Origin of the sequence: Mesorhizobium sp. M0601, assembly GCF_040320845.1 — a bacterium.
Taxonomy (GTDB): Bacteria; Pseudomonadota; Alphaproteobacteria; order Rhizobiales; family Rhizobiaceae; genus Mesorhizobium.
Genome location: NZ_JAMYQK010000032.1, coordinates 25,278 through 46,440 on the forward strand (window position 1 = coordinate 25,278; position 21,163 = coordinate 46,440).

Annotated in this window: 19 protein-coding genes and 1 pseudogene; 7 read left to right on the plus strand and 13 right to left on the minus strand. The window is 61.7% G+C overall.

Going from position 1 to position 21,163, the window contains the following annotated elements; genetic code table 11:
* Positions 1–61: 61 nt before the first annotated feature.
* The 7 genes and pseudogenes from NKI41_RS24090 to NKI41_RS24120 form a co-directional block, all read right to left on the minus strand.
* Positions 62–2,107: a hypothetical protein gene (locus tag NKI41_RS24090; protein WP_352612577.1), complete on the minus strand. Its 2,046-nt coding sequence runs from the start codon at positions 2,105–2,107 to the stop codon at positions 62–64.
* Positions 2,104–3,444 (minus strand): hypothetical protein, encoded by a 1,341-nt coding sequence (locus NKI41_RS24095; protein WP_352685416.1) that lies wholly within the window; start codon positions 3,442–3,444, stop codon positions 2,104–2,106. The genes NKI41_RS24090 and NKI41_RS24095 overlap by 4 nt, the downstream gene beginning before the upstream one ends.
* On the minus strand, positions 3,441–7,289 hold the full coding sequence (locus NKI41_RS24100; RefSeq protein ID WP_352502900.1) for a hypothetical protein: 3,849 nt from the start codon (positions 7,287–7,289) through the stop codon (positions 3,441–3,443). Before NKI41_RS24100 ends, NKI41_RS24095 begins: the two co-directional genes overlap by 4 nt.
* On the minus strand, positions 7,286–8,614 hold the full coding sequence (locus tag NKI41_RS24105) for a hypothetical protein (RefSeq protein ID WP_352502899.1): 1,329 nt from the start codon (positions 8,612–8,614) through the stop codon (positions 7,286–7,288). The genes NKI41_RS24100 and NKI41_RS24105 overlap by 4 nt, the downstream gene beginning before the upstream one ends.
* A complete protein-coding gene (locus tag NKI41_RS24110; protein ID WP_352685417.1) occupies positions 8,611–9,741 on the minus strand; it encodes a hypothetical protein in 1,131 nt (376 codons plus the stop codon). Before NKI41_RS24110 ends, NKI41_RS24105 begins: the two co-directional genes overlap by 4 nt.
* A 374-nt stretch (positions 9,742–10,115) precedes the next feature.
* A complete protein-coding gene (locus NKI41_RS24115; protein WP_352685418.1) occupies positions 10,116–10,751 on the minus strand; it encodes an Lcl C-terminal domain-containing protein in 636 nt (211 codons plus the stop codon).
* Positions 10,752–10,976: 225 nt separating this feature from the next.
* Positions 10,977–11,807: pseudogene (locus NKI41_RS24120) on the minus strand (IS5 family transposase).
* A 358-nt stretch (positions 11,808–12,165) separates the two neighbouring features.
* Between NKI41_RS24120 and NKI41_RS24125 the strand changes: the two are divergent.
* Positions 12,166–12,336, plus strand: a complete 171-nt coding sequence (locus NKI41_RS24125) for a hypothetical protein (RefSeq protein WP_352612588.1) — start codon at positions 12,166–12,168, stop codon at positions 12,334–12,336.
* A gap of 713 nt (positions 12,337–13,049) precedes the next feature.
* On the opposite strand, the gene NKI41_RS24130 is transcribed toward NKI41_RS24125, so the two are convergent.
* Complete coding sequence (locus NKI41_RS24130; RefSeq protein WP_352612590.1) at positions 13,050–13,355, minus strand: hypothetical protein; 306 nt, start codon at positions 13,353–13,355, stop codon at positions 13,050–13,052.
* A gap of 669 nt (positions 13,356–14,024) precedes the next feature.
* Complete coding sequence (locus NKI41_RS24135; protein ID WP_352685419.1) at positions 14,025–14,918, minus strand: hypothetical protein; 894 nt, start codon at positions 14,916–14,918, stop codon at positions 14,025–14,027.
* 640 nt (positions 14,919–15,558) lie between these two features.
* Here NKI41_RS24135 and NKI41_RS24140 point away from each other — a divergent pair.
* Positions 15,559–15,684 carry a hypothetical protein gene (locus NKI41_RS24140; RefSeq protein ID WP_352612592.1) on the plus strand — a complete coding sequence of 42 codons (126 nt, stop codon included), beginning with the start codon at positions 15,559–15,561 and terminating at the stop codon, positions 15,682–15,684.
* Between the two features lie 234 nt (positions 15,685–15,918).
* Here NKI41_RS24140 and NKI41_RS24145 read toward each other — a convergent pair whose 3' ends face one another.
* The gene (locus NKI41_RS24145; protein ID WP_352502879.1) at positions 15,919–16,137 is read right to left on the minus strand and encodes a DUF3072 domain-containing protein; all 219 of its coding nucleotides are present in this window, start codon (positions 16,135–16,137) and stop codon (positions 15,919–15,921) included.
* A gap of 425 nt (positions 16,138–16,562) precedes the next feature.
* On the minus strand, positions 16,563–17,237 hold the full coding sequence (locus tag NKI41_RS24150) for a Crp/Fnr family transcriptional regulator (protein WP_352685433.1): 675 nt from the start codon (positions 17,235–17,237) through the stop codon (positions 16,563–16,565).
* Positions 17,238–17,612: 375 nt separating this feature from the next.
* On the opposite strand from NKI41_RS24150, the gene NKI41_RS24155 reads away from it, so the two are divergent.
* Both NKI41_RS24155 and NKI41_RS24160 read left to right on the plus strand, forming a co-directional pair.
* Positions 17,613–17,843 (plus strand): hypothetical protein, encoded by a 231-nt coding sequence (locus NKI41_RS24155; RefSeq protein ID WP_352502878.1) that lies wholly within the window; start codon positions 17,613–17,615, stop codon positions 17,841–17,843.
* A 14-nt stretch (positions 17,844–17,857) separates the two neighbouring features.
* Positions 17,858–18,151 (plus strand): GSU2403 family nucleotidyltransferase fold protein, encoded by a 294-nt coding sequence (locus NKI41_RS24160; RefSeq protein WP_352685434.1) that lies wholly within the window; start codon positions 17,858–17,860, stop codon positions 18,149–18,151.
* Between the two features lie 227 nt (positions 18,152–18,378).
* Here NKI41_RS24160 and NKI41_RS24165 read toward each other — a convergent pair whose 3' ends face one another.
* Together NKI41_RS24165 and NKI41_RS24170 are read right to left on the minus strand one after the other, a co-directional pair.
* Positions 18,379–18,765 (minus strand): type II toxin-antitoxin system VapC family toxin, encoded by a 387-nt coding sequence (locus NKI41_RS24165; RefSeq protein ID WP_352685420.1) that lies wholly within the window; start codon positions 18,763–18,765, stop codon positions 18,379–18,381.
* A complete protein-coding gene (locus NKI41_RS24170) occupies positions 18,765–19,022 on the minus strand; it encodes a type II toxin-antitoxin system VapB family antitoxin (protein ID WP_352492342.1) in 258 nt (85 codons plus the stop codon). Before NKI41_RS24170 ends, NKI41_RS24165 begins: the two co-directional genes overlap by 1 nt.
* A gap of 517 nt (positions 19,023–19,539) precedes the next feature.
* Between NKI41_RS24170 and trbB the strand changes: the two genes are divergently transcribed.
* From trbB to NKI41_RS24185, 3 genes are all read left to right on the plus strand, one after another.
* A complete protein-coding gene (gene trbB, locus NKI41_RS24175) occupies positions 19,540–20,556 on the plus strand; it encodes a P-type conjugative transfer ATPase TrbB (protein WP_352685421.1) in 1,017 nt (338 codons plus the stop codon).
* Positions 20,557–20,630: 74 nt separating this feature from the next.
* Positions 20,631–20,894, plus strand: coding sequence for a TrbC/VirB2 family type IV secretion system protein (locus NKI41_RS24180; RefSeq protein ID WP_352474837.1), 264 nt, complete (start codon positions 20,631–20,633; stop codon positions 20,892–20,894).
* On the plus strand, positions 20,894–21,157 hold the full coding sequence (locus tag NKI41_RS24185; protein ID WP_352685422.1) for a VirB3 family type IV secretion system protein: 264 nt from the start codon (positions 20,894–20,896) through the stop codon (positions 21,155–21,157). Before NKI41_RS24180 ends, NKI41_RS24185 begins: the two co-directional genes overlap by 1 nt.
* Positions 21,158–21,163: the final 6 nt, after the last annotated feature.

The window sequence follows — 21,163 nt, forward strand, 5'->3', positions numbered from 1 at the left end:
AAGCAGCGCCAGCAGGAGCAGCGATCGGGCTATGCGGGTCATCTGGTTTCTCCTTTCCGCTCTATTCGACCAGGCTGAAGCGGCCTGGCCCGCAGGCCCGGCTGGTATTGTCGTGTGCAATGTCGTTGCCCGGCAGCAGGAAACTGGCGCTGGAGGCGCTGTCGGCGAAACTGACCGCGCAGCGGAAGCCGGACACCGTCGAGGTGGTGAAATTCGCCGACGAACCGCGCTCGAGCTGGATGGCGGAGCCGACCGTAAGGCCAGCGGCCATGGGCGCGAGCCCGTCCGAGCGACCCGCCACGACCGCGCCGCGCAGAACTAGCGGATTAGCGGCGGCGATGTCGGTGAAGGCCATCCGCATCAGGCTGTCGGAGGTGAGCACCGCGCCGAAGCGTGCGCGCACAATGCTGGAGCGGGCAGGCGCTTGGGCCGAGATCAGCAGCCGTGCCCGAACGCCTTGGATCGCCAGCATGTCTGCTTCGACCCTGAGCCCGCGCGCATAAAGGTCCGCCAGGCACAGCGACGCGCCCCGCGCGATCGGCGACAGTCCGTCCGCCACGGTGCCGATAGTCACATCGTCGAGCGCGACCGCGCCATTCTGCGCGATCACGGCGACGACCTCGTCGGTCGTTTGAGCGGCTGCCCGCGCCAGATCGATCCGCTCGAGTTCGAGCCGCGGCAATCCATCGGCGACGATGATCACGCCTGTGGCTGACAGGATGCATGACGACGTGCCGGCAGGCACTCGGTTGGCGGTGCCGACGAGCCGCGTGCGGGCAACGCCGGGGGCCGGCGCCATGTGCACGGTCTTGAACGGCAATCCCTTCAGGATTAGCGTCTGCGGCATCTGGACCGATGCGGGCAGTTCGAGCCTGAGATTCGCCCGCCCGGCGCAATCGCCCTCGGCAGAGAATTGCGCCAGCGTCAGCGTGCCGCCATCATTGATGCGGCGAAGGCACGTATCGCCGGCCGAACCCCGACAGTCGAACCCGGTACCCGGCGCCGGAGCGGCTGTCAGCGCGCGATCCGTCTCGCCCATCCAGTCGCCAATGCCGGGGGCGGAGAGGCCGAGCGCCAACGTCAGACGCGGGCAACCCGTAAATGACAGGCTTCGCCCCTCCGCGAAGATCCAATCCAGCCGCGCATTGCCGAGGGAGTCAAGCGAGGTGATGGACAGGCCGGCTGACAGCGGCGTCAGGCCGAGGTCAATACCCGGCTGCGCGAAGGTCGAGTGCTCGCGCTGATAGCCATCGCAATTCGACAGACACAGGTCGACGAAGGGCGCCGAACGAAGCGCCGCCACCGCGTCGGCGCCGAGCAGGGTTACGGCCTCGGCCTCAGCGATGCCGAAGAATGATCGCAGCTTCTTCTCCGCCGCTTCCGCTCCGGCTGCATCGGCAATGATGTCGCGCGTCGCCTTGCCGTCAAGGCGCACAATCGGCAGGTAGGAGGGCTGCGCACCTTCGCCCGGCGGCGCGTAGCGCACGACATAGATCGTGTCGCCAATGCTTTCGGCGCTCAGGAAGGTTTCAAACCGGTGCAGACTCCAGCGCGCCGCACTCGCCACCGCTACATTCGATGTGCCGCCAAGATCGGCGCGCCCGCAATCGAACACGAAGGGTGTCCCGACATCGGGCGGCGCGACGAAGCCCTGCAGTACGCCAGGGAGTTGCAACCGCTCGCGGATGGCGAGCGCTGCCTTGATCTCCGCGCAGGCGGCGGGGACGGCGAAATAACCGCTGCCCGAGACGGCGGGGAGATAGTAGTTGCCCGATGCCTCGACATCGGCCCAGATGGCGGTCGTCGCCGGCCAGTCGATATCGAAGGCCGTGCCGGGGCATGGCAAGCGCGGCTGCGCGCCGAAGCCGTTTTCGGTCTGAAGCTTGGCGAACGTTGCCTCCGAGACGATAGCGGTGTCAGGCAGGTGCAGCAGCCGCTTCGCCTGGCCGGCGCTGGCGCAGCCGGCAAGCTCCACCGCCTTGCCGTCGAAAAGCGCGACATAGACGTCCTTGTTCTGATCGGTGACGAAAGCGTCAAGCTGCGGCTCGGCGGGGGCCACCGAAGTGCTGGCGAGAAACAGGGTGAGCAATGCGGCCGCCTGTCTCATCTCAGTTCGCTCAGGCAGCTTGCCGCACGGGTGGGCTCCATATTGACTTCGGTCATCAACGGATCGAGGCCGGCCGACTGGCACAGCTCCTTGACCGAGATCGAGTGCGGCCCCTGGAAATCGACCTTGAGAGTTCCATTGCTCATCTGCCCGTTCTGGCCGATGCACAGCGGATTGTTGGCGAGCGCCGGCCGACGGCAGGTGCGGATGACGTCGGCCATTGCCCGGCGGTTGGTCAGTTCGCAGAAGTAGATGCGGCAAAGCGCGGCGACTGCGGCGCGGTTCTCGGCGTCGGCATTGATGATGCGCTTGATGTCGGTGATCAGGCCGCTCGCCTTGGCTGCGAATGCTAGGCCTTCGACGCGAGTTTTCTCGCCCGCGATCTCGCCCGACCGTTCGGTGATCTTCGGCATCAGGTTGATGTTTTCCGAGGTTATGAACAGGCCGCCTTTCCAGCGGTCGAACTCGTCGAGGATCGAGGTCGCCCTCAGGATCGCTTCGCGGTAGGCGTTGTAGATCGGCCCCATCTTGGTGTCGCGCGCCGCCTCGTAAACCTGGTTTAGCGCAGCGTATTCCTTGTTCACCGCGTCGGCGCCCGCCTTGATACCGTCGATGCCGGCGCGCGAACTCTGCACCAGACCCTCGGCACGCTTCAGCTTGCGGGAAAACATCGCCGTAATCGGGCTCTCGACGCTGGCGAAGTAGTTTTCGATCACCTTGCCGGCCGCTCCGTCGGCGAAGGCATTGATCTCGGTGTCAGACAGATTGGAGATCAGGCCGCACTGGGCGTCGAAATCGGCGCTCAATGGCCCGGCCTGGCAGGCGCTCATCTCCGCCAGTCTCTGATCGAGCGTCCGGTTCGAAGCGAGCCCGTCGGCATACTCGAACAGCGCATGGTTCCATTCGATTGCATTCAAGTCAGCCTGGCTGTGCCGCCGGTCGCGGCAGAACAGCGTCTGCTCCATCCGGCTCTGGTTCCCCGAAGCGCGGTAGGCGTCGAGGTGACGCGTCGCCTCGGCGCAGGTCGCCAGACCTGAAATCAGCCCGGCAAGCTGCTGGTGGACGGGCGGCAGTCCGCGTGTCTGCGCCTCCCGCATTAGATTGGCGGCGCGTTGGCTGTCTTCGGGACTGCGGGCCGGGCGGTGGAAGACGCAGAGGCCTTGCTCGAAGGTTTTCAGCGTGCCGTCCGGAATGGCCGGCCCCTCGCAGTTTGGAGCGTCGAGAACACGCGATTCGATCCTATAGCCGGCAAGATTGTCGACGAAGAGGTTGCGCGCGGCCGCTCCCGTCGCGCCAAGCGCCATGCCGAGCGCCGCTGTGGCGATGATCGCTCTCATGGCGCGCTCGCGAAGATGAAATAGAGGGTGAACACAGCGCCGTCGAAGGGGCAATCGCTCGGCTGCAGCGACAGCCGGTATGAGCCGATCAGCGGCGCGCCGAGATAGGGCAGGATCAGGCTGGTGTCGTTCGACGGTCCGGGTGCGCGGGGGAACTTGCGCGCCTGGTAGCGATCCTGAACCCAATAGCGGATGATCCGGCTGATCTCGTCGCCGCTGTCGGCTTGGTTGAAAAAGGTCTGCAAGGCGACCCGCTCCGGCCCGACCGAAATGTCGGCGCGGACCTCGTTCGACCCCTTGGTCAGCGGCTTGAACACGAAGCCGCTGCCGCGGTGTTGCAAGGCGAAGCGGTTCCACTGCGCGCCAGTGCACTGGTAGTCGGTGCCGACGAAGACATCGATCAGTGTCAGATTCTTGCGCTCGCGGAATTTGTTGGGCGCCCATAGCGCGAAATAGCCGTTCGCTTTCATCAGCCCGTCGGTCGATGCGAAGGGCGAAACCTCGAACTCGACATTCTCGTCGAGCGCCAGCTTGCGGGCGAAACCGGAATTGGCGGGCACTACGATCTGGGCGACATCGATATTGATCTGCCGCTCGTCGAAAAAGCGCTTGGCGACAATGTCGTCGATCATTGCCTGCAGCTGGGTTGCGTTGCGCACATAGACCTCGGGCACAGTCGCGGCCTCGCCGGTGAAGGCCTGCACCACTTCAAAGCGGCGGCGCATCAGGTGCATCAGCCGGTTGGCGGTCTCAAGCACGCGCCGCTTGGTCACCAGATATTCGGGAATGCCCTTCATCAGGTCGGCTACGGTGTCCTGGGTCGCGATGAACAGATTCTTGCCCGTCGCCGGATCGTCGATTTGGGTAACGAGCTTGGTCATGTCTTCTTGCTGCTTTGTCACCTCCGCCTGAATATTGCCCTGGAACTTCAGGATGCTGTCCTGGAGCGCGCGGCTCTTGAGACCGAGATCCTTGGCCTGGTTCAGGCCCGCGACGAGTTCCTCGGTGTTGCCGCGCGACTGCGTGATGCGCTGCTCGACGAAGGCGAGTTCGGCATCGTTCAGTGCCAGCATCTTGTCCCTCTGCCTGTCGCGTAGTTCGTTGATCAGGTTGGTCGAGGCATTTGATTTCTCGGCGAGGCCGGTAACGGTCGTCTGCGCAGCGCGAACGCGCTCGATGCGGCCGTTGGTTGCCGCGACCAGTTCGGCAACACGTGCATTGTCCTCGTTGAGCTGAGCTTCCGACAAGGACAGCTTGTCGAGTTCGAGATTGAGGATCGCGATCTCATTGGTCAGCCGGTCGATCGTGCGCTGCTGGTCGGTGATCTGGAAACTGAGCATGTCGTTTTCGCGCGCCTGAAGATCGAGTCCGGCAAGTATTCGTTCATGGTCGGACGTGAGCCGCGCCACCTGTTCGTCGATGCCGAGATCCTGGCTCTGGCAGTCGACCGCCGCCATCGAGCCCTGCAGTGTCAGCTCCTTGATCTCTTCGGCCCCTTGCGCCAGCCGGCCGGCGAGTTGGAAATGCGTGTCGATCAGCGCCCGGGCCTTGAGCGCCTTGTCGAGGTCGAGTTCCTCATTCGCTTGGCGCAGCTGCGTGATCCTCTGCTGCAGGCCGTTGATCTGGTTGATGTTCTCCTGCGTCACCCGCCCGGTCGCGATGATCGTCGACAAGATCGACTGTGCCGCTTCGAGCGACGCCTTGACGACCTTGGAGGTGTCGATCTTGGTCGCCGCGCCGCTGGCGAGCCCGCAGGCGCAGACGTTGACCTCGGGTATCGCCGCGGAGATCGCGTAGGCGGCCTGGATGGCGGTGAGCGTGATCTGCGCGGCCTGCGTCGTGCCGTTGAACGCAGCGAACCAGGCGATCACTTCGGTCAACTGGCCGTCGACCTGGTCGCGGGCTTCCTCAAGGTCCGCCTTTTTCTTGGCATAGGCGTCACGCTCGGCTTCATAGAGCTTCTTGGCGAAGTCGGTTTCCGTCTGTGTGAACGAGCCGCAACTGACGTTCGCCAGTTCCTGCGGCAGCGAGACGTTCGACGTGATCATCTGCTGGTCGGACATCAGCGGCTCGACGTCGGCGAAATCGGCGTCACCGATGACGCACTTCATCAGGAAAGCCCTGGCCTGGGTCTGTGTGGCCAAGAGCTGAGCCCTGAGGCCCGACTGTCCATCAGGGCCGCACATCTGGGCGACATACTGGTTGCGCGTGAAGGCCGGCGTCACTGTCTGGCACGGCTGTTCGCCCGCAAGCAGCGGGGTGAATGGATGGGCCGGCGCCTCTCCGATCAGGGCGAGCTGGTTCTCGATGCCGCAAAGCTGTTCGCGGTCGACGGCCCGGCGGCGCTGATAGAGATCGGTCTGGCGCAGTTGCAGTTCGGTGATTGCGTCGTTGGCGCGGGCGATCGCACCCTGGTTGTTGGTGATCTGGGTTTGGAGGATCTGCCGCTGGCGAACCGCCTGTTCGAGCTGGTTGGCGTTGCGCTCGGTCTGGCGGGCATATTCGGTGATCTGGCTCTCGAGCGAGGAAATCTGCAGATCGAGGTTCATCTGAGTCATTTCCCAATTCAGCAGCCAGCGCAGTTCGTTGCGCCGCTCGACTTCGGCCTCCTTGGAGAGGACGATGAGATCGAGTTCCTGCCTGTCATTGATCTGACGGCGCTGGTTCTCGAACTCGGCGATCTTGGTGCCGAGCTCGATCTCCAGCGACCTGATCTGCTGGCGATAGCCGAACGTGTCCTTCTCGGCGTCGACCGCGTTGATCTCTTGCTGGACGGTGGTGGCGAAGGTCTGCGCCTCGTGCTCCAGCTTGCCGATTTTGTGGGCGATCAGGTTGACTTCCTGGCTGCGGATCGTCCGCTCCTCATCGATCGCGCGGGTCGCTTGGCCTTCCTTGTTCGCGTACCACCGCTCAACCAGCGCCTCGACATTGCGCTCGACCTCGGTCAGTCGCTGTTCGCTTTCGGCCAGGGCCTGCTGCAGTTCTTCGAACGGGATCGTGGTGAACTGCATGGGGTCGATGTTGAGGAACAGGAAACCCTTGTGCACGCTGTCCATGCGGGCATCGAGGTCGCTGTGCTGCAGCAGCAGGTCGGCGCGCAAGTCGTCGTAGGTGGACTCGCCCGGAATATCCATCTGCGTCTCGACCAGCACCCACATTGCGGCCTCGTAATTGGTGTAGGCCTTGGAGAGGTTGGGTTGGCTGTCGAGGCCGGCGCCTCCGACAGCGCCCAACGTATCGTAGACCAGGAAGTCGAGCGCCTTGACGCGCGCCTCCGAGAGGGTCTGGTACCAGACGTCGCCGGTGTTCATAAGCAACTGGATCTTCAGCGAGGACAGCGCCGTCAACTGCCGCACGAAGCTGCGGTAACTCGCATCCGCTCCCGCCGCGGCTCCCTGGTCGTTGCCTTGTTGCCGCGCGAGAATGCGAAGACCCCTGTCGACGATCTCGATGCCTTGCCGGCCGAATTCCTGCGCCGCCTGCGGCGAAACCGGCGTATCGTTTCGGCTGACACCGCTCGCCGACGACAGGAAGGGCATGTCGGCCGCGAGGAACAGGCGGTAGCGCCCGAGTTGCAGATGGCAGTCGAAATCGCACACGATCGCCAGCCGTCCGGTCGCCTCGTCGCCGCAGGTCGTCAGGAACTGTTCGAGTTCGGTGGCGACTTCACCCATATATTTTACGTCGGCGCGGAAATTAGCGATCTTCAGCAGGGTCGTCAGCTCGCCGGCATGGCCGGCCGCCGCGTCGACGTCGAGCGCCATGCAGTCCTGCGCGCGCGCCATTCCCGCAGCGCCGAAGACGACGCCGGCAACCAGTCCGCAAAGCAGGAAAAACCGTCTCATGGCTGCCCCGTCGTCAGAAGAACCTCGGAAATCTGGCGCACGTGCCGGGCAAGTTCGGCCATCTGCGCCTTGGAAAGCGAAGGATTCTGGAACCGCCCGACCACCGCCCGGGCATGATTGATGCAGTCTTCGTAGGGCCCATTGATCTTCGCAGTCAGCGCGCCGGTGTCCAGCGTGAGGTCGAGCGTCGAATACGCGCCGGCCAGTCCTGCGCAGGAAGAAAGCTCTGACGTGATCGTCGGATCGTCGACGACATGCGCGAGGCCGGACAGAGCCGTCATCACCCCTTCGATTTGTCCGACGATCTGTGCCATCCTTGCCTTACCGTCCTCGAACTCCTTCAGCGAATCCGGCTGGTTGAGGCTGGAGAGATCGACGGCCTGCAGCGTGGCGATCGTCTCGGCTGCTTTCAGCTGGTCCTCCTTGACAAGCACCATGTTGGCCTGAGCGTTGCCGAGTACTCGCTCCAACTCCATCACCTCGGCCGACTTGATCGTCACGTCCATCTCGTTGACCAGCGACTGATATTGGGTCGAAGCGGCGTTCATCAGGTTGAGCGTGTCGTCGACCTTCGTCCTGACCGCCTTGACGATCTGTTCGCGCACCCGCGTCTCGATGAGGCCGGTCGTCTCGGCCCGCCCACGCACTGGCTTGGCCGAACAGACCAGCTTTGCCAGCGCGTCCGAGCCGAGCCGTGCACGCACCGCCCCAACGATCGGGAATAGCGGGCGCCAGGCAGCAGGCAGCGCATCCGCGCTTGCGCCCGACAAAGGTCCAGCATCGATCTCGTTCATACGCGTCAGATGCCGGCATTTCTCCTGCAAGTCGGCCCCGGAAAAGTAAAGCCGCCCGGTGATCAGGTAAGCCTCGATCGCGGCTGCGTATTGTCGCCCGACGAGGGCGGCGAGTTCTTCAGCGTTATCGGTCGAGACCGGGGCGAAGAAGCGGTAGCGGCTGAGATAGATCTCCGCCCAGGCGAGGCGGCGCATCAGCACCGAGGCGTCGTCGGCCGAAAGCGGGATGACCGGAAAGCCGACGCTGCGGCTGCCGCCCGAGGGGGCAGATGCCTCGCCGATCACCTCGCCGGCGAAGGGCAGGCCGAAATTGGGCTGCGTCGCCTCGTGACTCGGTTCGACGGCGACGGGGCCGGGGGCGAGCAAGCTGAACCGGGTCGTTTCGGGCGTCGCGTTCGAGAGCGTGGCGTTCCAGAAGCCGTCAAGTTTTTCCGATGTGTAAGCGCGCTCCAGAATCGATGCGCCGCCGGCTTCGCTGGCCAACACGCAACTGACGATGACGGATAACGCGATGTCTCGGAAGCTTGTCATCGGCAGTACCACACCCTGTCGGCTGCGCCTGCCTGGGCGCAGATGCCGGTCGCAGCGCCGTGCGCCTTCCAGTCCGCCTTAATCTTGGTGAGATCATTGAATGCGCCCTGTGCCGCGTTGTCGGCATGAACCTCGGCATCCAGTCGCCAGAAGGGCTTTGCCGGATCTGTCGGGAGCAGCACCCCGATCATATTGATGTGGAAGGCGGAGACTTTGAGAAAGTCCTCAGCGCTAGCGACGGTCTTGCGATTAAGATTGGCGTATTGCTCAGGCGTTACGTTGCCGAGCGCCCGCTTGAACTCTTCCTCCGAAACTTCGACGGAGCGCAGCATCTGCGTCGTCTTCGCTGCCAACCCGTCGAGGATTGAGGTGTTGGCGACCAGCGTCGCGCCCGCACCGCTCACCGGTCCGAAGATCTCCGCGAAAATGGCGCGGATCGCCTTCAAGTGCGTGTCGGCCGACTTAATCTCGACGCGGCGCAGCGCGATGCCCGTTTCGAGGTCTGACGCCCGACTGACGAAGCCACTCAGCGCGCCTTGCAGCGTTTCGAACGAGGAACGGGCTTCCGGCGGCGGCTGCAGGAACACCGAGCGCGCATAGCGTACGGCCTCACTGCGGGCGATGTCCTCGACGGCGGCGCGTGTGAGTGCCGATTCCGGGCAACCGGTTACGCTGCCGAGGTCGGTCAGCATCTGCGCGGCATGATAGATTTGATCCATCTGTCGCACCGTGCCGAAGGAGCCGCTGGTGGTGAACTCGGTCTCGACGCCGGACAGATAGTCGGTCAGGTATTCGCGCGCGAACTTCACCATCTCGCACTGCACGCCGGCGGCACGTTCGCGAATGTGGCGGCCGTAGAATGAGGCGCCGACGAAGTATTTCTGGTCGGGCGTCGGTTCGAACCGCTCGACGAAGAGCGACTGGATAACGGTATCGTATTCACCGCACGCATAGGTGCGTTCAAGGCATGCGGGGTCGGTCTGCAGGTCGCACTGCGATAGCGCGGGGCCGCAGATTTGCTGGGCTGCAGCGGGGTCAATTCCTTCGCCGTGCACAAGAAACGCCGCGACGATGATCGCTCGATTGAAGATGTACCTCTTCAACGCAACGACCAAAGGAAAATGCACAAAAGCCTCCCTCACCGTCGAAACGGCGGCCTCATTGCTCTTTACTGGCAATATGCTAGCAGGCTACTTCTGGTATTTGTTCGCTACAGCGGAAATTGGCCGCCGAAGGCGTGGCCAATTCAAATTCAGCTTCGCTTTAAAATGCACTGCTAAAGTAAGATAGAACGGTTTGTCTGTCGATACACGTGGCTTTTTGCATTCCGTTACGGAAATGCGTGCCTAAGTGTTGATGCAGTTAACGCATCGTAAAGAGTTGTCTTTTCCGCTCTCTTGGCCCCGTCCAAGCATCGTGCGGCGCCCACGGTTCGAATGCGGGAGGTCACGATCTGGCCTTGGGCCCTAACCTCAACCAATCTGCGCGGGCTGCCAGGCAGCTAGTCCAAGCCTGTGGCGGGCGCCCCAAAAACGCACCATACGCCTGCCTTCTTGGACGCTTCAAGCGGACGCACCAGAGTGGTGGGGGCACTGAAGGCAACGACCGCAAAGGACCCTGCCAGGCCCGGCCATTCAGTGCGGGTCCAGTATTCGGTTTCGCTACGTGCGAGCGGCGGCAGCTTGTATTGCGCGAACGCCTCGCGCTGACTTGGCCAGTCTGCCGAATCGAGGCTCGTCAGTTCCGCCATCGTCGGAAGCTCCCAGCCCATGTCGCCGTGCGGCCCGCCTTGCCCGAGCGTGGCGCAGTACCCCATCGCATCGCTCAGCGTTGCGGGTTGATCAAGCCTGTCTAGCCGGGCAACAAGGCAAGTGCGTTGGTCGACGAAAGCTTTGCCGTCATGTTCAGCGAGCAACCAGAAATTTTGATCACTCAGCGGCTGGCGGGCTTGCTTGTGCACGATACCGCAAGGTGCAGCTTGGGATTGTGACGCTGATAAGGTTGCAAAAAAGGCAAGCCCTATGCTGAAAGTCGCAAGAGTGGCGATCCGATGCATGCCTTCCTCCTCCTTGACCGCGCGTTCGACATGGCAATCGGAAGCGTACTTGAACCGGCGAATAATTGAAAGTTCCTGCACTTCCCGGGTTGCCTTGTAAATGATCGAAGCATTGGTCCACCAAGCGAATGCGTGCAGTAATCCTCGAGCCGAACACCGATCGCTTTAACCTTTCATCGAGCAACCGGGAGTATTGGCTTGTGCTCATATGCGCCGAACGATCAATTCTGGTCTGGAAGTAATCCTCGGTCGTTTCTGCGCCGTCGAGCCAGAGAACAAGCTCTAAGAGCCTGACTCGAAACTCGGTTACGCACGACGCGGAGCTGCCATGCGGCGAAGCATGAGGCCGATCGAGGCGATGAAGATCCACGCCTCGGCGCTGGCGATGGTCGCCTCGAAGTCTTTGGCGAGCCGGCGACAACGTCCCAGCCAGGCGAAGGTTCGCTCGACGACCCATCGTCGTGGCAGCATCTCAAAGCCCTTGGCTGCGTCGGAGCGCTTGATGATTTCGATGGTCCATGTGCCGAGATTGGCCAGAGCCTGCGACAGTTTTTCTCCGGCATAGCCGGCGTCGGCGAACAGATGGCGCAACCAGGGATAAGGCCGTCGAATGGAGGCGATGACGCCGACTGCCCCATCCCTGTCCTGGAAGTCGGCTGCGTGCACCCTCAGCCCGACCAAGTGTCCCTCGCTGTCGGTAATGATATGGCCCTTGCAGTCTTTGACCTTCTTGCCGGCGTCGTTACCGCGCAAACCGGCAACGTCCGTGGTCTTTGCCGATTGGCTGTCGATGACACCGGCGCTCGGGCTCGCCTCGCGACCAGCGCAGGCGTGCCGCAGCCACCAAGTGCAAGTTGATGGTCTCCACAGCCCGTTGTCCCGCCAGGCATAGAACTAGCGTTGAACCGTCGAAACCGGCGGGAACCGGTCGGGCAATGCCCGCCATTGGCAGCCGGTCCAGGCGATGTAGAGAAGCGCGTCCACGACCGCCCGAAGTTCTGTCGTCCGCGGTCGTCCCGTTGTCTTCGTTCCCGACAGGAACGGCTCGATCAACGCCCATTCCCTGTCCGTCAACGCGTTTGCATGTCGCTGCCCCGCGCGGCAATATCGCCGGCGGGCGGTCTCCGTCCAACCCATGTCGTGATCCCGTTCAAGTCTAGACAACTCAAACGAATCACAACGGACGGGGCCACTCAACCGCTTCCACCCCCCTCGGCATTCGTTTCCACAGTCGATCTCGGCCAGCAGTGTGCGTTGCCGAATTGGAGGTCTTTCGACCGCGCATGCTTGGTTGAATTCGAGCCTTGCCGCCGGAGGAAAAGGTTCTTGCCCGTGCCGTAACCAAAGGTTGCAGATGATAATCACTTTGAACAGCCCGGTGGGACGGCATCGCTGTCAAAACCGGACATCGGATCCTTTCCTCAGGCGCAATAACTTTGAAACAAATCCTGCCGGCAAGCGTTCCAGCATAGCGGGCGGGTTGCCGGAGGACCCAATGCCCGACGATGATATCGTCCTTCCCCAAGACCACGACGCTTCGCCACTTCGGGAGGAGGAGTATTATGTCGTCTGCCCGGCGTGCGGCCAGGCGTTCGATATCAGGTGTATGGCAGAGGCGCTTCATCACAACGAGCTGGGCCACGAGCCCTACGACCTCGACTCGTAGTCGGCAATTACCGACGGTCGTCGACGAACGTCAACCCTGATCGAGACCAACACCGAGTTCTCGCTCATCTGGCCGGCGTTGCCGTCCGGTCGGCCTACAACGAATCCCGGTCGCCAGGGCGGAGCTTCGCCGGCACGCTATGTCGTGACAGACACCTTGCGGGCTTTCAGCGACGACTTGATTGCCGTTGCGGGCGTTGTCGGTGCGGTCGTGGCCGCCACTGACCGGCATGGCCGTCAGTGGCCGGGTTCTTAACCCAGGCGGCTTGCTCCACCGCAACATGTCGCCCAGTTGCCTCGCGACGCTCCGAAGCAGACCTTTGCCGGCATCGCGGCCGGGACAAACATGTGATCTCCATAATGCGCACCAACCGGAGCCTGTCGCGATTGAAATTGCTGATCGGCGAACAGGCGCTCGTTGCAGAGAAAGGTTACGATCGATCGCGATGCCCGCGTGCCTTCACGCGAAGGCACATGCTACGCGTCTTGGACGGGCGGGCCGCCTGTTGCCGAGAGCGGACGGCAGGTGAAGCGCGCTTGCGATGGCCCGAATCTGACTTGCTTCACCAGTAACCCGGAAGACGCCAGGGACGCGCTGCGCTGGACGCGTGCCCTAGCCGTCGAGCTCCCATCTATCGGACGGCGCCGCACCCTTGGGCTGTTCAAAGGCGCTTGCATCTTCCCTGCGCCGACGCTGGCAGTGTATCCGGAGCGTCAACCCGCTGAAGTCCGGTTGCGCTTTCTCAGCCGAGTAATCGCCGAATTGTCGACAGTGATCACCCCGCCGCAGTCAATCCGCACAGTGAGTTTGTTCACCCCGCGATCGACGCGGGTGACGTCCCCAACAAGAACCACTCTGTCGCCGGCCCGGACTTTCGGTGGCGGATCAATCGTATAAGGATGGTCATACGAAGGAATGCTCACCCTGGCGCGCCCACTGGGGAGAATCGCGATCACGATACCTGCCAGCGCCACCTCATCGCCGACCTCAAATTCGCGAGGCATGTTAACGTGCAGCATGGTCTTCCTCCCGATGCCTTCCTAATTCACGCTTTGCTAAATTAATGCCCGGCCAACCAGGTTGGTTGCTTGCAATCGACTTCGTACGGTTCCGCACAATTCCAAGCTGGTATGCACTCCCAGTTGGCCTCGGATCGGCCTTGTGCGTCAAAATTCTGCAGAAACGGTTTGACCTTCAGGATGACCTTGGCGCGCCCGCCACACGGTAGCGGAGCGGCGGACTTCATCGCAGTCCGGCGATGGCATAAACGCTGAGCGTGAAGCGGACATGAATCTTTCGCGTTCAGGTACATCGTTCTGGCAAATTCGAGCAACGCCACGCCGGAAGCAGGAATCGTGTGCTGCTCCCAAGCTCCCTCGGAAGGCAAGTTGACCACCCGCCCACCGTTAGTCTAGGTCCGGCCGGTGCGTTCCAAACGTCATAGAAGCCGGTCGATGGCTTTACTGCCACGCGGGTTATTGGAGCCGGATCATCGATGCTGGTGTCGTGCGCCTACGCGCACGTCAAGTCGGTTTCATGCATGGGACCTTCAAGGCCAGCGACGTCATCATCGAGCAATGTTCAGCCAAGCCGTATGTTGTTCGCAATCGTTGCACATGGAAGGCTCCGATCGGGGTGACATCTCAACACTAGGGCAACCGGACAGACGGTGGAAAACGGCCTCAGCTTCAAAAGCTAGAACAATGCCATAAGCCTTGTGCCCTTCTTCGCGCCAGGCTTCGAGCTATTTGGCGAGCTATCCTGAGTTCGGCCAGCGTCGGTTGCCACCAGCCTCGCTGCCGTTCCGGTAATCCGGCAGCACGCCGAGCGGGCCATGTTCTAATCAATTCAGCCAACGTCGCCGGACGCCATCGGCCCCAGATGTGGTCGACGTTCGCCTCGATCAAATGCGGATAGAACGCTGCTATCTGCGAGGTGTCGACGAGTTCACCCGAAATCTCGGTGAAGACCACGATACCGTATTGCTCCGTTGCCACGGCACGGCCAAGCCGGGGTAAATCGTCTGGGGGCAGTGGATAGCGACGTCGCCTGCGTTCGGCATACCGCAATCTGGCGGCTTTATATTCCTCGGAATCTTTGGACGCTTCTCGTCGCCGTTTCCTCTCCTCCGGTTCTGCGCGGCCTGCGGCCCTTTCGATGCTTGGCCAATGGCGCTTCAACTCCTCGTACGAGCGGAAAGGCACCCTCCAGGCCCGCAGTTCGTCGTCCCAGCTCGCCCATGGAACGGCTCGCAGTTCCTCAAGAACCGTCCGCGAATAAGGCGTGCGAATGCGCAGGTCGTCCGCGACTTCCAGATACCGGCTCGACAGGGGATCGAAGGCGAAGGCATCCCGTCCCTTGCTGTCATCATGTGCTGCTCGCAAATCCGCCTCTTGCGCAAGCCAGCGCTGGATCCGCCGCTCTGCAGTCTTTCCTGGCACGAACCAGGTTCGGCGCTCGTCACTCCACCTGGCGCGCGGGAATGTCTGTCGAAACCGCTCAACCGCCGCACGATCGTACGGAAAGCGCGCTTCGGCACCAGGAGCTGTCTGCGGTGCAGCAGGGGCGTCGGATTTTTCCATCAGATTGCGAAGCACAGCATGCGCGCAAACAACGCGGTGCAGCTCATTTGGGTCCAAGAACATCAGAACGTATAGTTAGACCTGCACGAGGAAGCCGATGAGGCGATCGGTGAAGACGCTCCCGCCTTACATATGCCGCTACGGTTGACCAGGATCCGCGTGAGAACTTCACGTTTGTGCTCCGATTGGCACCGGGTCCTGACAGCATCGTGCTTTCGGTTGTTCTGTGGTTCCTCGACCGATAGCAGGACGGCGAGCCCGCGTCGCCGGAGGATAAGAACGACGCGGGCCGATCGGAGATATCCGATCTGGCAGCAAAAATATGAGGGAAAGAGTTTGCTGCGTGGGCAGAACTTTTCCTGCGCGCCGGTGTTCCATCGCGTGAGGAAAAAAGCCCGCCGCACAGGTTGATGCGGCGGGTCGATCAAACGCTGTTGCACCGAGCGGGGGGTCGGACATGCCCGGTGCGCGCGGACCACGCGAACTTTAGATGCACCAGGTGCGATGCGTCCACCAACCGACGGTTGGAGTTTCATTCCGAGAACTGTCTCACAGTGCGAAGCGGGCAAGTAGTTTATCGGGAACCCAGCCTTGGCACAGCACGTTGCTCAGTCGCTGACCTTCGCAAAGGATGCATACAATGGCGAAAGACATATCTCGCGAGGAAGAGCAACGCGGCACCGAAAAAGTTTTCTTCTGGGGCGCTGCAATCGCCCTTGTCCTGTTTGTGTCTTTGGTTACCATCGCCCTCGTCGGAAGGGCCTGATCTGTTTCGACAGTAGGATTGGATCGGGGGGTGCGAGGTCTCGGTGGGTTTAGGGCGAATGCCGGGCTGTTGTACCCTATGAGCCGCTCCCATCCGCCGTTTGTCGTCTCGATCGCCGGTCGAGCCACAATGCACTGAATTCAGAAGATTCATTGCGGGTCACCTGCACCAAAACTGTCCCAATCCAATCCGATCGGCTGTCCTTTGCTAGAGACGAAAAGCCACGGGCGGACGCTACAGGCCTAACTTTTCCCGGAGTGCACCAATGCGTTTAGAAGCTTCCGCCTTGCTAAGGCCGTCGGCATAGGCCTCAGGGTCGTCGGCCTGTTCGGCCAGAGTTTTCAGATATGAGGCTTGTGCGGGAGTCATTGGGTCATCTCCGCTGACCCAATCTTCCGGGTCTTTTCCGACATTTGCCGATGCCTCGATTTTTGGGTTGTGCCGGTCGCCCATGGTCAATCTCCCTTGATTGATCAGCACAATGAGAAACGATCATGATTTGTTCCGCCACATTTGGTAGGGTTTCTCAGACCGTTTGCAGGGCTGCTCGTCACCGACCTGGTCAGTGTGTGGGATCGGTCGGAGTAACGACGACGCTGGCCGGGACCCGGACAACACGTCGACTGCGGCTGGATGGTGGTTCCCGCGCCGGACTGGCAGCCATATCCTGCTCTGGTCGCCAACGGCGCTGACAGAGCCTCCGGTCTCAACATATCAATTCTTTGCGGGAAGGGAGAGACTCGGCGTCCCTCACTCAACGGTCGCAACCAGCAGGGGTTGCCCTTCGCGAATCGAGACCCCCCGCCCAGCATTAGCGATGGCCTGCCGCTTTAGGTAGTTTGTCTCATCCCATCGGCGGACTTCGATATTGGCGCGGATCATGGAGATGCCTGCTCGCCGATCAGGCGGGCGTATTCCGCCTCCGGCTGGCCATATGAGCTGTTTGCCAAGGTGATGAGACCAGTTCGATCACGGACGATGACCTCGCCACGATTTGACCTGATCAGACCGCGGCCTTCCAGCATTTGAAGTGCCAGGGTGACGCCCGGCCGTCGTACACCCAACATGACCGACAGGAATTCATGGGTAATCGGCAGCCGGTCGCCTTCTATGCGGTCGTTGCACATGACCAGCCATCTTGCCAGCCGTTCTTCCAGTTTCAAACGCGCATTGGCGAGGGCGGTATAGCTTGCCTGGATCCACGCGTAGTGCACGTACCGCAGCAGAAAAAGCCGCAGCGTCGGGCTGTCGGAAAGCGCCTTTGTGAATGGCTCGGCGTCCATGCTGGCAACCTCGGCATCCGCTTGAATGTAGCAGTCGTGCGGCGATCGATCGCCGCCCATGATCAGCGCCGAGCCGGTCATGCCCTCGAAACCAATGACTATAACTTCGGCGTCGACCTCCGGCCGGAGTTTCGCCACCATCGAGCCGATCCCCGTCTCAAAGAAGTAGACGGCCTCGATAGCGGCGTTTGCGGTTTCGAGCTGCGTCCTCAATGGCAGAAAGCTACTGTGAAGGTGAGGCCTGAGCAATTGAAGGTCGGCCGGAGACATGCGCCGCAGCAGTTCGTTTCTGTATACAGGCTCTGGGCTAGGAATTGGCTGTGGCGCCCGATCGCGGTCTTCTGAGTTTGCGACGCCAATTTTGGAGGTGTTGGGGCTGCTCATGGCTCCCTCCCGAATTGGGGCGGAAGCACGATGCTCGCTCACAGCCGGCGATGCCCTTAATGTTTATCACCGATCAAAGCAGAGTACGCCTTTCAAACCGGCGAGTCCCGACAATTATCCGTCGGTCGATGCGGCATGTCCACCTCTCCGGGCCTCCGCGCCCCTGTCTCATAGCAGAGGAACAACCGCACTCGCATCCTTTCGGCACCGCCAGAACCCTCCGGCTGAATGTCTCTTCGGTGCCGCAAATGGAGATGTTGCATGGCTCGATCCGTAGAGCACGTTTTCAAAGACCATCTGAGGCTGCGTTCCGCCGGCGATCTCGAGCAGAATCTCAGGCACAGTTATGCCGACGTCGTCCTCTTGGCCGCGAATCCGAATCTGGTGGGCCATGATGCCGCGCGCGTGTCGTCCAAACACCTGCGCGGCCAATTGCCCGAAGGTGAGTTCAAGTACCTCTCAAAACAGGTTCGCGGTCCCACACACTGCTGATCTGGTCTGGCATAATTGGAAAACGCCCCTGCTTTCGAAGCAATCGCCATCGATGGAAAAGGCGGACCGTTACGGCTCGTGGTTCCCGATCCGCGTATTTTTGCTGCTCACAATTCTGGGTCTCAAAACGAGCTGATCGCGAGCCAGTCAAGCGCGGTCGTGACTTGGCCCAAGCGCAAGTGGTTATCCGGCTGACGACGCAGTATCTCGAGCATCTCACCTACGAAGCAAGCGAGCTTCGGGCCCTCCCCAGGGCTGTTTTCGACGAGGCCCATCATTTATTCGTGCAGCCAGCGTCGCGGCCGTGAATGTCTGAGTTACAAGTTGGCCGGCTGGATTGGCCCTCAACTTCCAATCCATCCAAGACGCGGCCCAGCAGCGCCAGATCGGAAGGACGAAAGACGCCAGCTTGCTCTGCTTTTGGACCAAGTTGGCATGACGCCCCTTGATGCAGGCCCAGCCGACAGAGCCGAAACTAATTGGGTGCTATTACAGGTTCAAGCTGGAGACAGCCGATCATCTTACAATCTCGTGCTCATGCCGGTTCGATATCCGTTTGGCAGAAGTCTGTGCCGATGAAAAGCAGCGGTTCGTCTGCACGCTTTGCCAAAGCATAGGAGAGGCAATCGGCAAAATTCAGCGCCGCCGGGTGGTGGCCCTTGCCGTAGGTCAGCCAACCCTGGGTCGCAAGATCAACCAATTCGGAGTCGACAGGAATGATGTCGGCCTCGATTTTCCGCAGCCAAAGATCGATCTCAGCCAACGCGTGTTCGCCGCGCCTGCTGACCAGCACCATGCGTGCCTCGAGCACGCAGGTTGCCGGGATCAGACGAATTGGGTCGGAGACCAGCGCTCGTTCCAGCCTTGCTGCCTCAGGCTCGCTTCGAAGGATCGCTACAACAGCTGAGGTATCGATCACCATCAGTTAGGGATTCCATGCTCGTCATACCCGATGATCTCCTCGTCGCTGCGACCATCCAGTTCAGGCAATCGTGCCACTCTTTCTCGGATGGCGCGCAATTCTGCCAGCAGACGCTCCTGAGCGGTCTCTCCAAAGCCCAAGCGGTGCAAGCGCTCGCTAAGGGCCTGATGAATGGCTGCTGTCTTACTGATACCCTGGCGGCGTGCGAGTTCATCGGCGAGAGCAACGGTGGCTGGATTTTTGATGTTCAGGGACACGAGAAGCTCCAAAAATCTACCTTTCTGGCAATTTCTACCAGAGTTCTCTACGCTCTTCAACATACCTGCTAGCCTCGCCTACCCGCGCCGGATTGACCACGACAATCGCCAGGCCGACGCCTGCCAAGCGGCGACCGCAGTCTCCCGAAGCTGCCTGTCGACTCCAATCCGACGACGGCCGGCGAGGAACTCTACCGGGGCCCCGGTAAAGAGCGTTCCGGCAGCGGTCCATAGAGCGTGAAAGCAGTCCCTTCATCCTGTCAGACGCACCTAACGAGGCGCTGATCCTCCGTCGCGATGCCACCTCTTGAATATAGCCGCCTGTTCTGCTGGAGCGGCGATGGCCAGTCGGGCACCGGGTTGCTGAGCTGTCGCGGTAGCGGCACCGCATCTCGCAAGTCTCTGCACGTCATGCCACGATCGCCGGTTTTGCTTGTTGCAAGGCCGGCGCTCCTGCCTTTTCTAATGATCCCCGACCGCGGCAAGAACCAGTTCGTGGCGAGAAACGGGGACCCGCATGGCGACCAACTATCATGCCAGTAAGGGAGCGGTATCGCGCGGCGCGCGCATGCTGCGCACCGCCCTCGGCCCGGCGGTCGCAGGCTTCCTTGACGATCCAGCCATTGTCGAGGTGATGCTCAATCCCGACGGTCGCCTGTGGGTTGACCGTCTCAGCGAAGGACTCGCTGCAAGCAATGAAACACTGATCGCGGCAGACGGCGAACGGATCGTCAGGCTGGTCGCGCACCATGTCGGTGCGGAGGTGCATTCGGGCTCGCCGCGCGTTTCGGCTGAACTGCCCGGGACCGGTGAACGGTTCGAGGGCCTTTTGCCGCCTGTCGTCACGGCACCAACTTTCGCCATCCGCAAGCCGGCAGTCGCGGTGTTTACGCTTCAAGACTATGTCGCTGCCGGCATCATGACCGAAGGCCAGGCTGACGTCCTGCAGCTTGCCGTGGAGACACGCAAGAACGTGCTGGTGGCCGGCGGTACATCGACGGGCAAGACCACGCTGGTCAACGCGCTTTTGGCGGAGGTGGCTAAAACCGCCGAGCGCGTCGTGCTGATCGAGGACACACGCGAGTTGCAGTGCGCTGCGCCCAATCTTGTAGCGCTGCGCACAAAGGATGGTGTCGCCTCGCTGTCCGATCTGGTGAAGTCATCATTGCGGCTTCGGCCCGACCGCATCCCGATAGGCGAGGTACGGGGCGCCGAAGCGCTCGATTTGCTGAAGGCCTGGGGCACCGGCCATCCCGGCGGCATCGGCACCATTCACGCCAATTCTGCCATTGGCGCACTGCAGCGACTGGAACAGCTCGTACAGGAGGCCGTCGTCACGGTCCCGCGCGCGCTGATAGCCGAAACCATAGACCTCGTCGCCGTCCTCGCCGGCCGCGGCTCCGCGCGCCGGCTCGTCGAAATCGCCTTTGTCGACGGGCTCGATGCGGCCACCGGTGACTACCGCACCCTGGAAGCAAATCTCGAGACCACAATGACCGTGAATCACCACTCGCCCTTTGGAGCTTCAGAATGACCCCGATCCGCTTCAATTCATCGGCTATCCGCAAACTTGCCGTGGAGCTGTCGTATGCGACGACCGCCGCGATCATGACGATTGCGCCCGCCCATGCTGCCGGTTCCTCCATGCCCTGGGAGGAGCCGCTTCAGCAAATTCTCGAATCGATCGAGGGACCAGTCGCCAAGATCGTGGCGGTGATCATCATCATCGTCACTGGCTTGTCGCTCGCTTTCGGCGACACATCGGGCGGATTTCGTCGGCTGATTCAGATCGTCTTCGGGCTGTCGATCGCTTTCGCGGCAAGTTCGTTCTTCCTGTCCTTTTTCTCCTTCGGCGGCGGGGCGCTGATCTGATGGAGGAGGAAGTCCGTGGCTTTTTCGCGCCGGTGCATCGCGCGCTTACTGAACCGATCCTGCTCGGCGGCGCGCCGCGCGCGGTCGCTATCGCCAACGGCACGCTGGCAGGCGCGGTCGGGTTGGGTCTTCGTCTGTGGATCGCGGGGCTCGTCATCTGGGCGGTCGGGCATCTCGCCGCCGTCTGGGCGGCAAAGCGCGATGCGCAGTTCGTCGACGTGGTTCGCCGGCACCTGCGCTATCCCGCGCATTTCGGCTGTTGAGGTTTT

Excerpts from the sequence above, each read along its gene's own strand:
- NKI41_RS24090 (WP_352612577.1), bottom strand. The coding sequence starts at position 2,107 with ATGAGACAGGCGGCCGCATTGCTCACCCTGTTTCTCGCCAGCACTTCG.
- NKI41_RS24095 (WP_352685416.1), bottom strand. The coding sequence starts at position 3,444 with ATGAGAGCGATCATCGCCACAGCGGCGCTCGGCATGGCGCTTGGCGCG.
- NKI41_RS24100 (WP_352502900.1), bottom strand. The coding sequence starts at position 7,289 with ATGAGACGGTTTTTCCTGCTTTGCGGACTGGTTGCCGGCGTCGTCTTC.
- NKI41_RS24105 (WP_352502899.1), bottom strand. The coding sequence starts at position 8,614 with ATGACAAGCTTCCGAGACATCGCGTTATCCGTCATCGTCAGTTGCGTG.
- NKI41_RS24125 (WP_352612588.1), top strand. The coding sequence starts at position 12,166 with ATGCCCGACGATGATATCGTCCTTCCCCAAGACCACGACGCTTCGCCA.
- NKI41_RS24130 (WP_352612590.1), bottom strand. The coding sequence starts at position 13,355 with ATGCTGCACGTTAACATGCCTCGCGAATTTGAGGTCGGCGATGAGGTG.
- NKI41_RS24135 (WP_352685419.1), bottom strand. The coding sequence starts at position 14,918 with ATGGAAAAATCCGACGCCCCTGCTGCACCGCAGACAGCTCCTGGTGCC.
- NKI41_RS24140 (WP_352612592.1), top strand. The coding sequence starts at position 15,559 with ATGGCGAAAGACATATCTCGCGAGGAAGAGCAACGCGGCACCGAAAAA.
- NKI41_RS24145 (WP_352502879.1), bottom strand. The coding sequence starts at position 16,137 with ATGGGCGACCGGCACAACCCAAAAATCGAGGCATCGGCAAATGTCGGA.
- NKI41_RS24150 (WP_352685433.1), bottom strand. The coding sequence starts at position 17,237 with ATGTCTCCGGCCGACCTTCAATTGCTCAGGCCTCACCTTCACAGTAGC.
- NKI41_RS24155 (WP_352502878.1), top strand. The coding sequence starts at position 17,613 with ATGGCTCGATCCGTAGAGCACGTTTTCAAAGACCATCTGAGGCTGCGT.
- NKI41_RS24165 (WP_352685420.1), bottom strand. The coding sequence starts at position 18,765 with ATGGTGATCGATACCTCAGCTGTTGTAGCGATCCTTCGAAGCGAGCCT.
- trbB (WP_352685421.1), top strand. The coding sequence starts at position 19,540 with ATGGCGACCAACTATCATGCCAGTAAGGGAGCGGTATCGCGCGGCGCG.
- NKI41_RS24180 (WP_352474837.1), top strand. The coding sequence starts at position 20,631 with ATGACGATTGCGCCCGCCCATGCTGCCGGTTCCTCCATGCCCTGGGAG.
- NKI41_RS24185 (WP_352685422.1), top strand. The coding sequence starts at position 20,894 with ATGGAGGAGGAAGTCCGTGGCTTTTTCGCGCCGGTGCATCGCGCGCTT.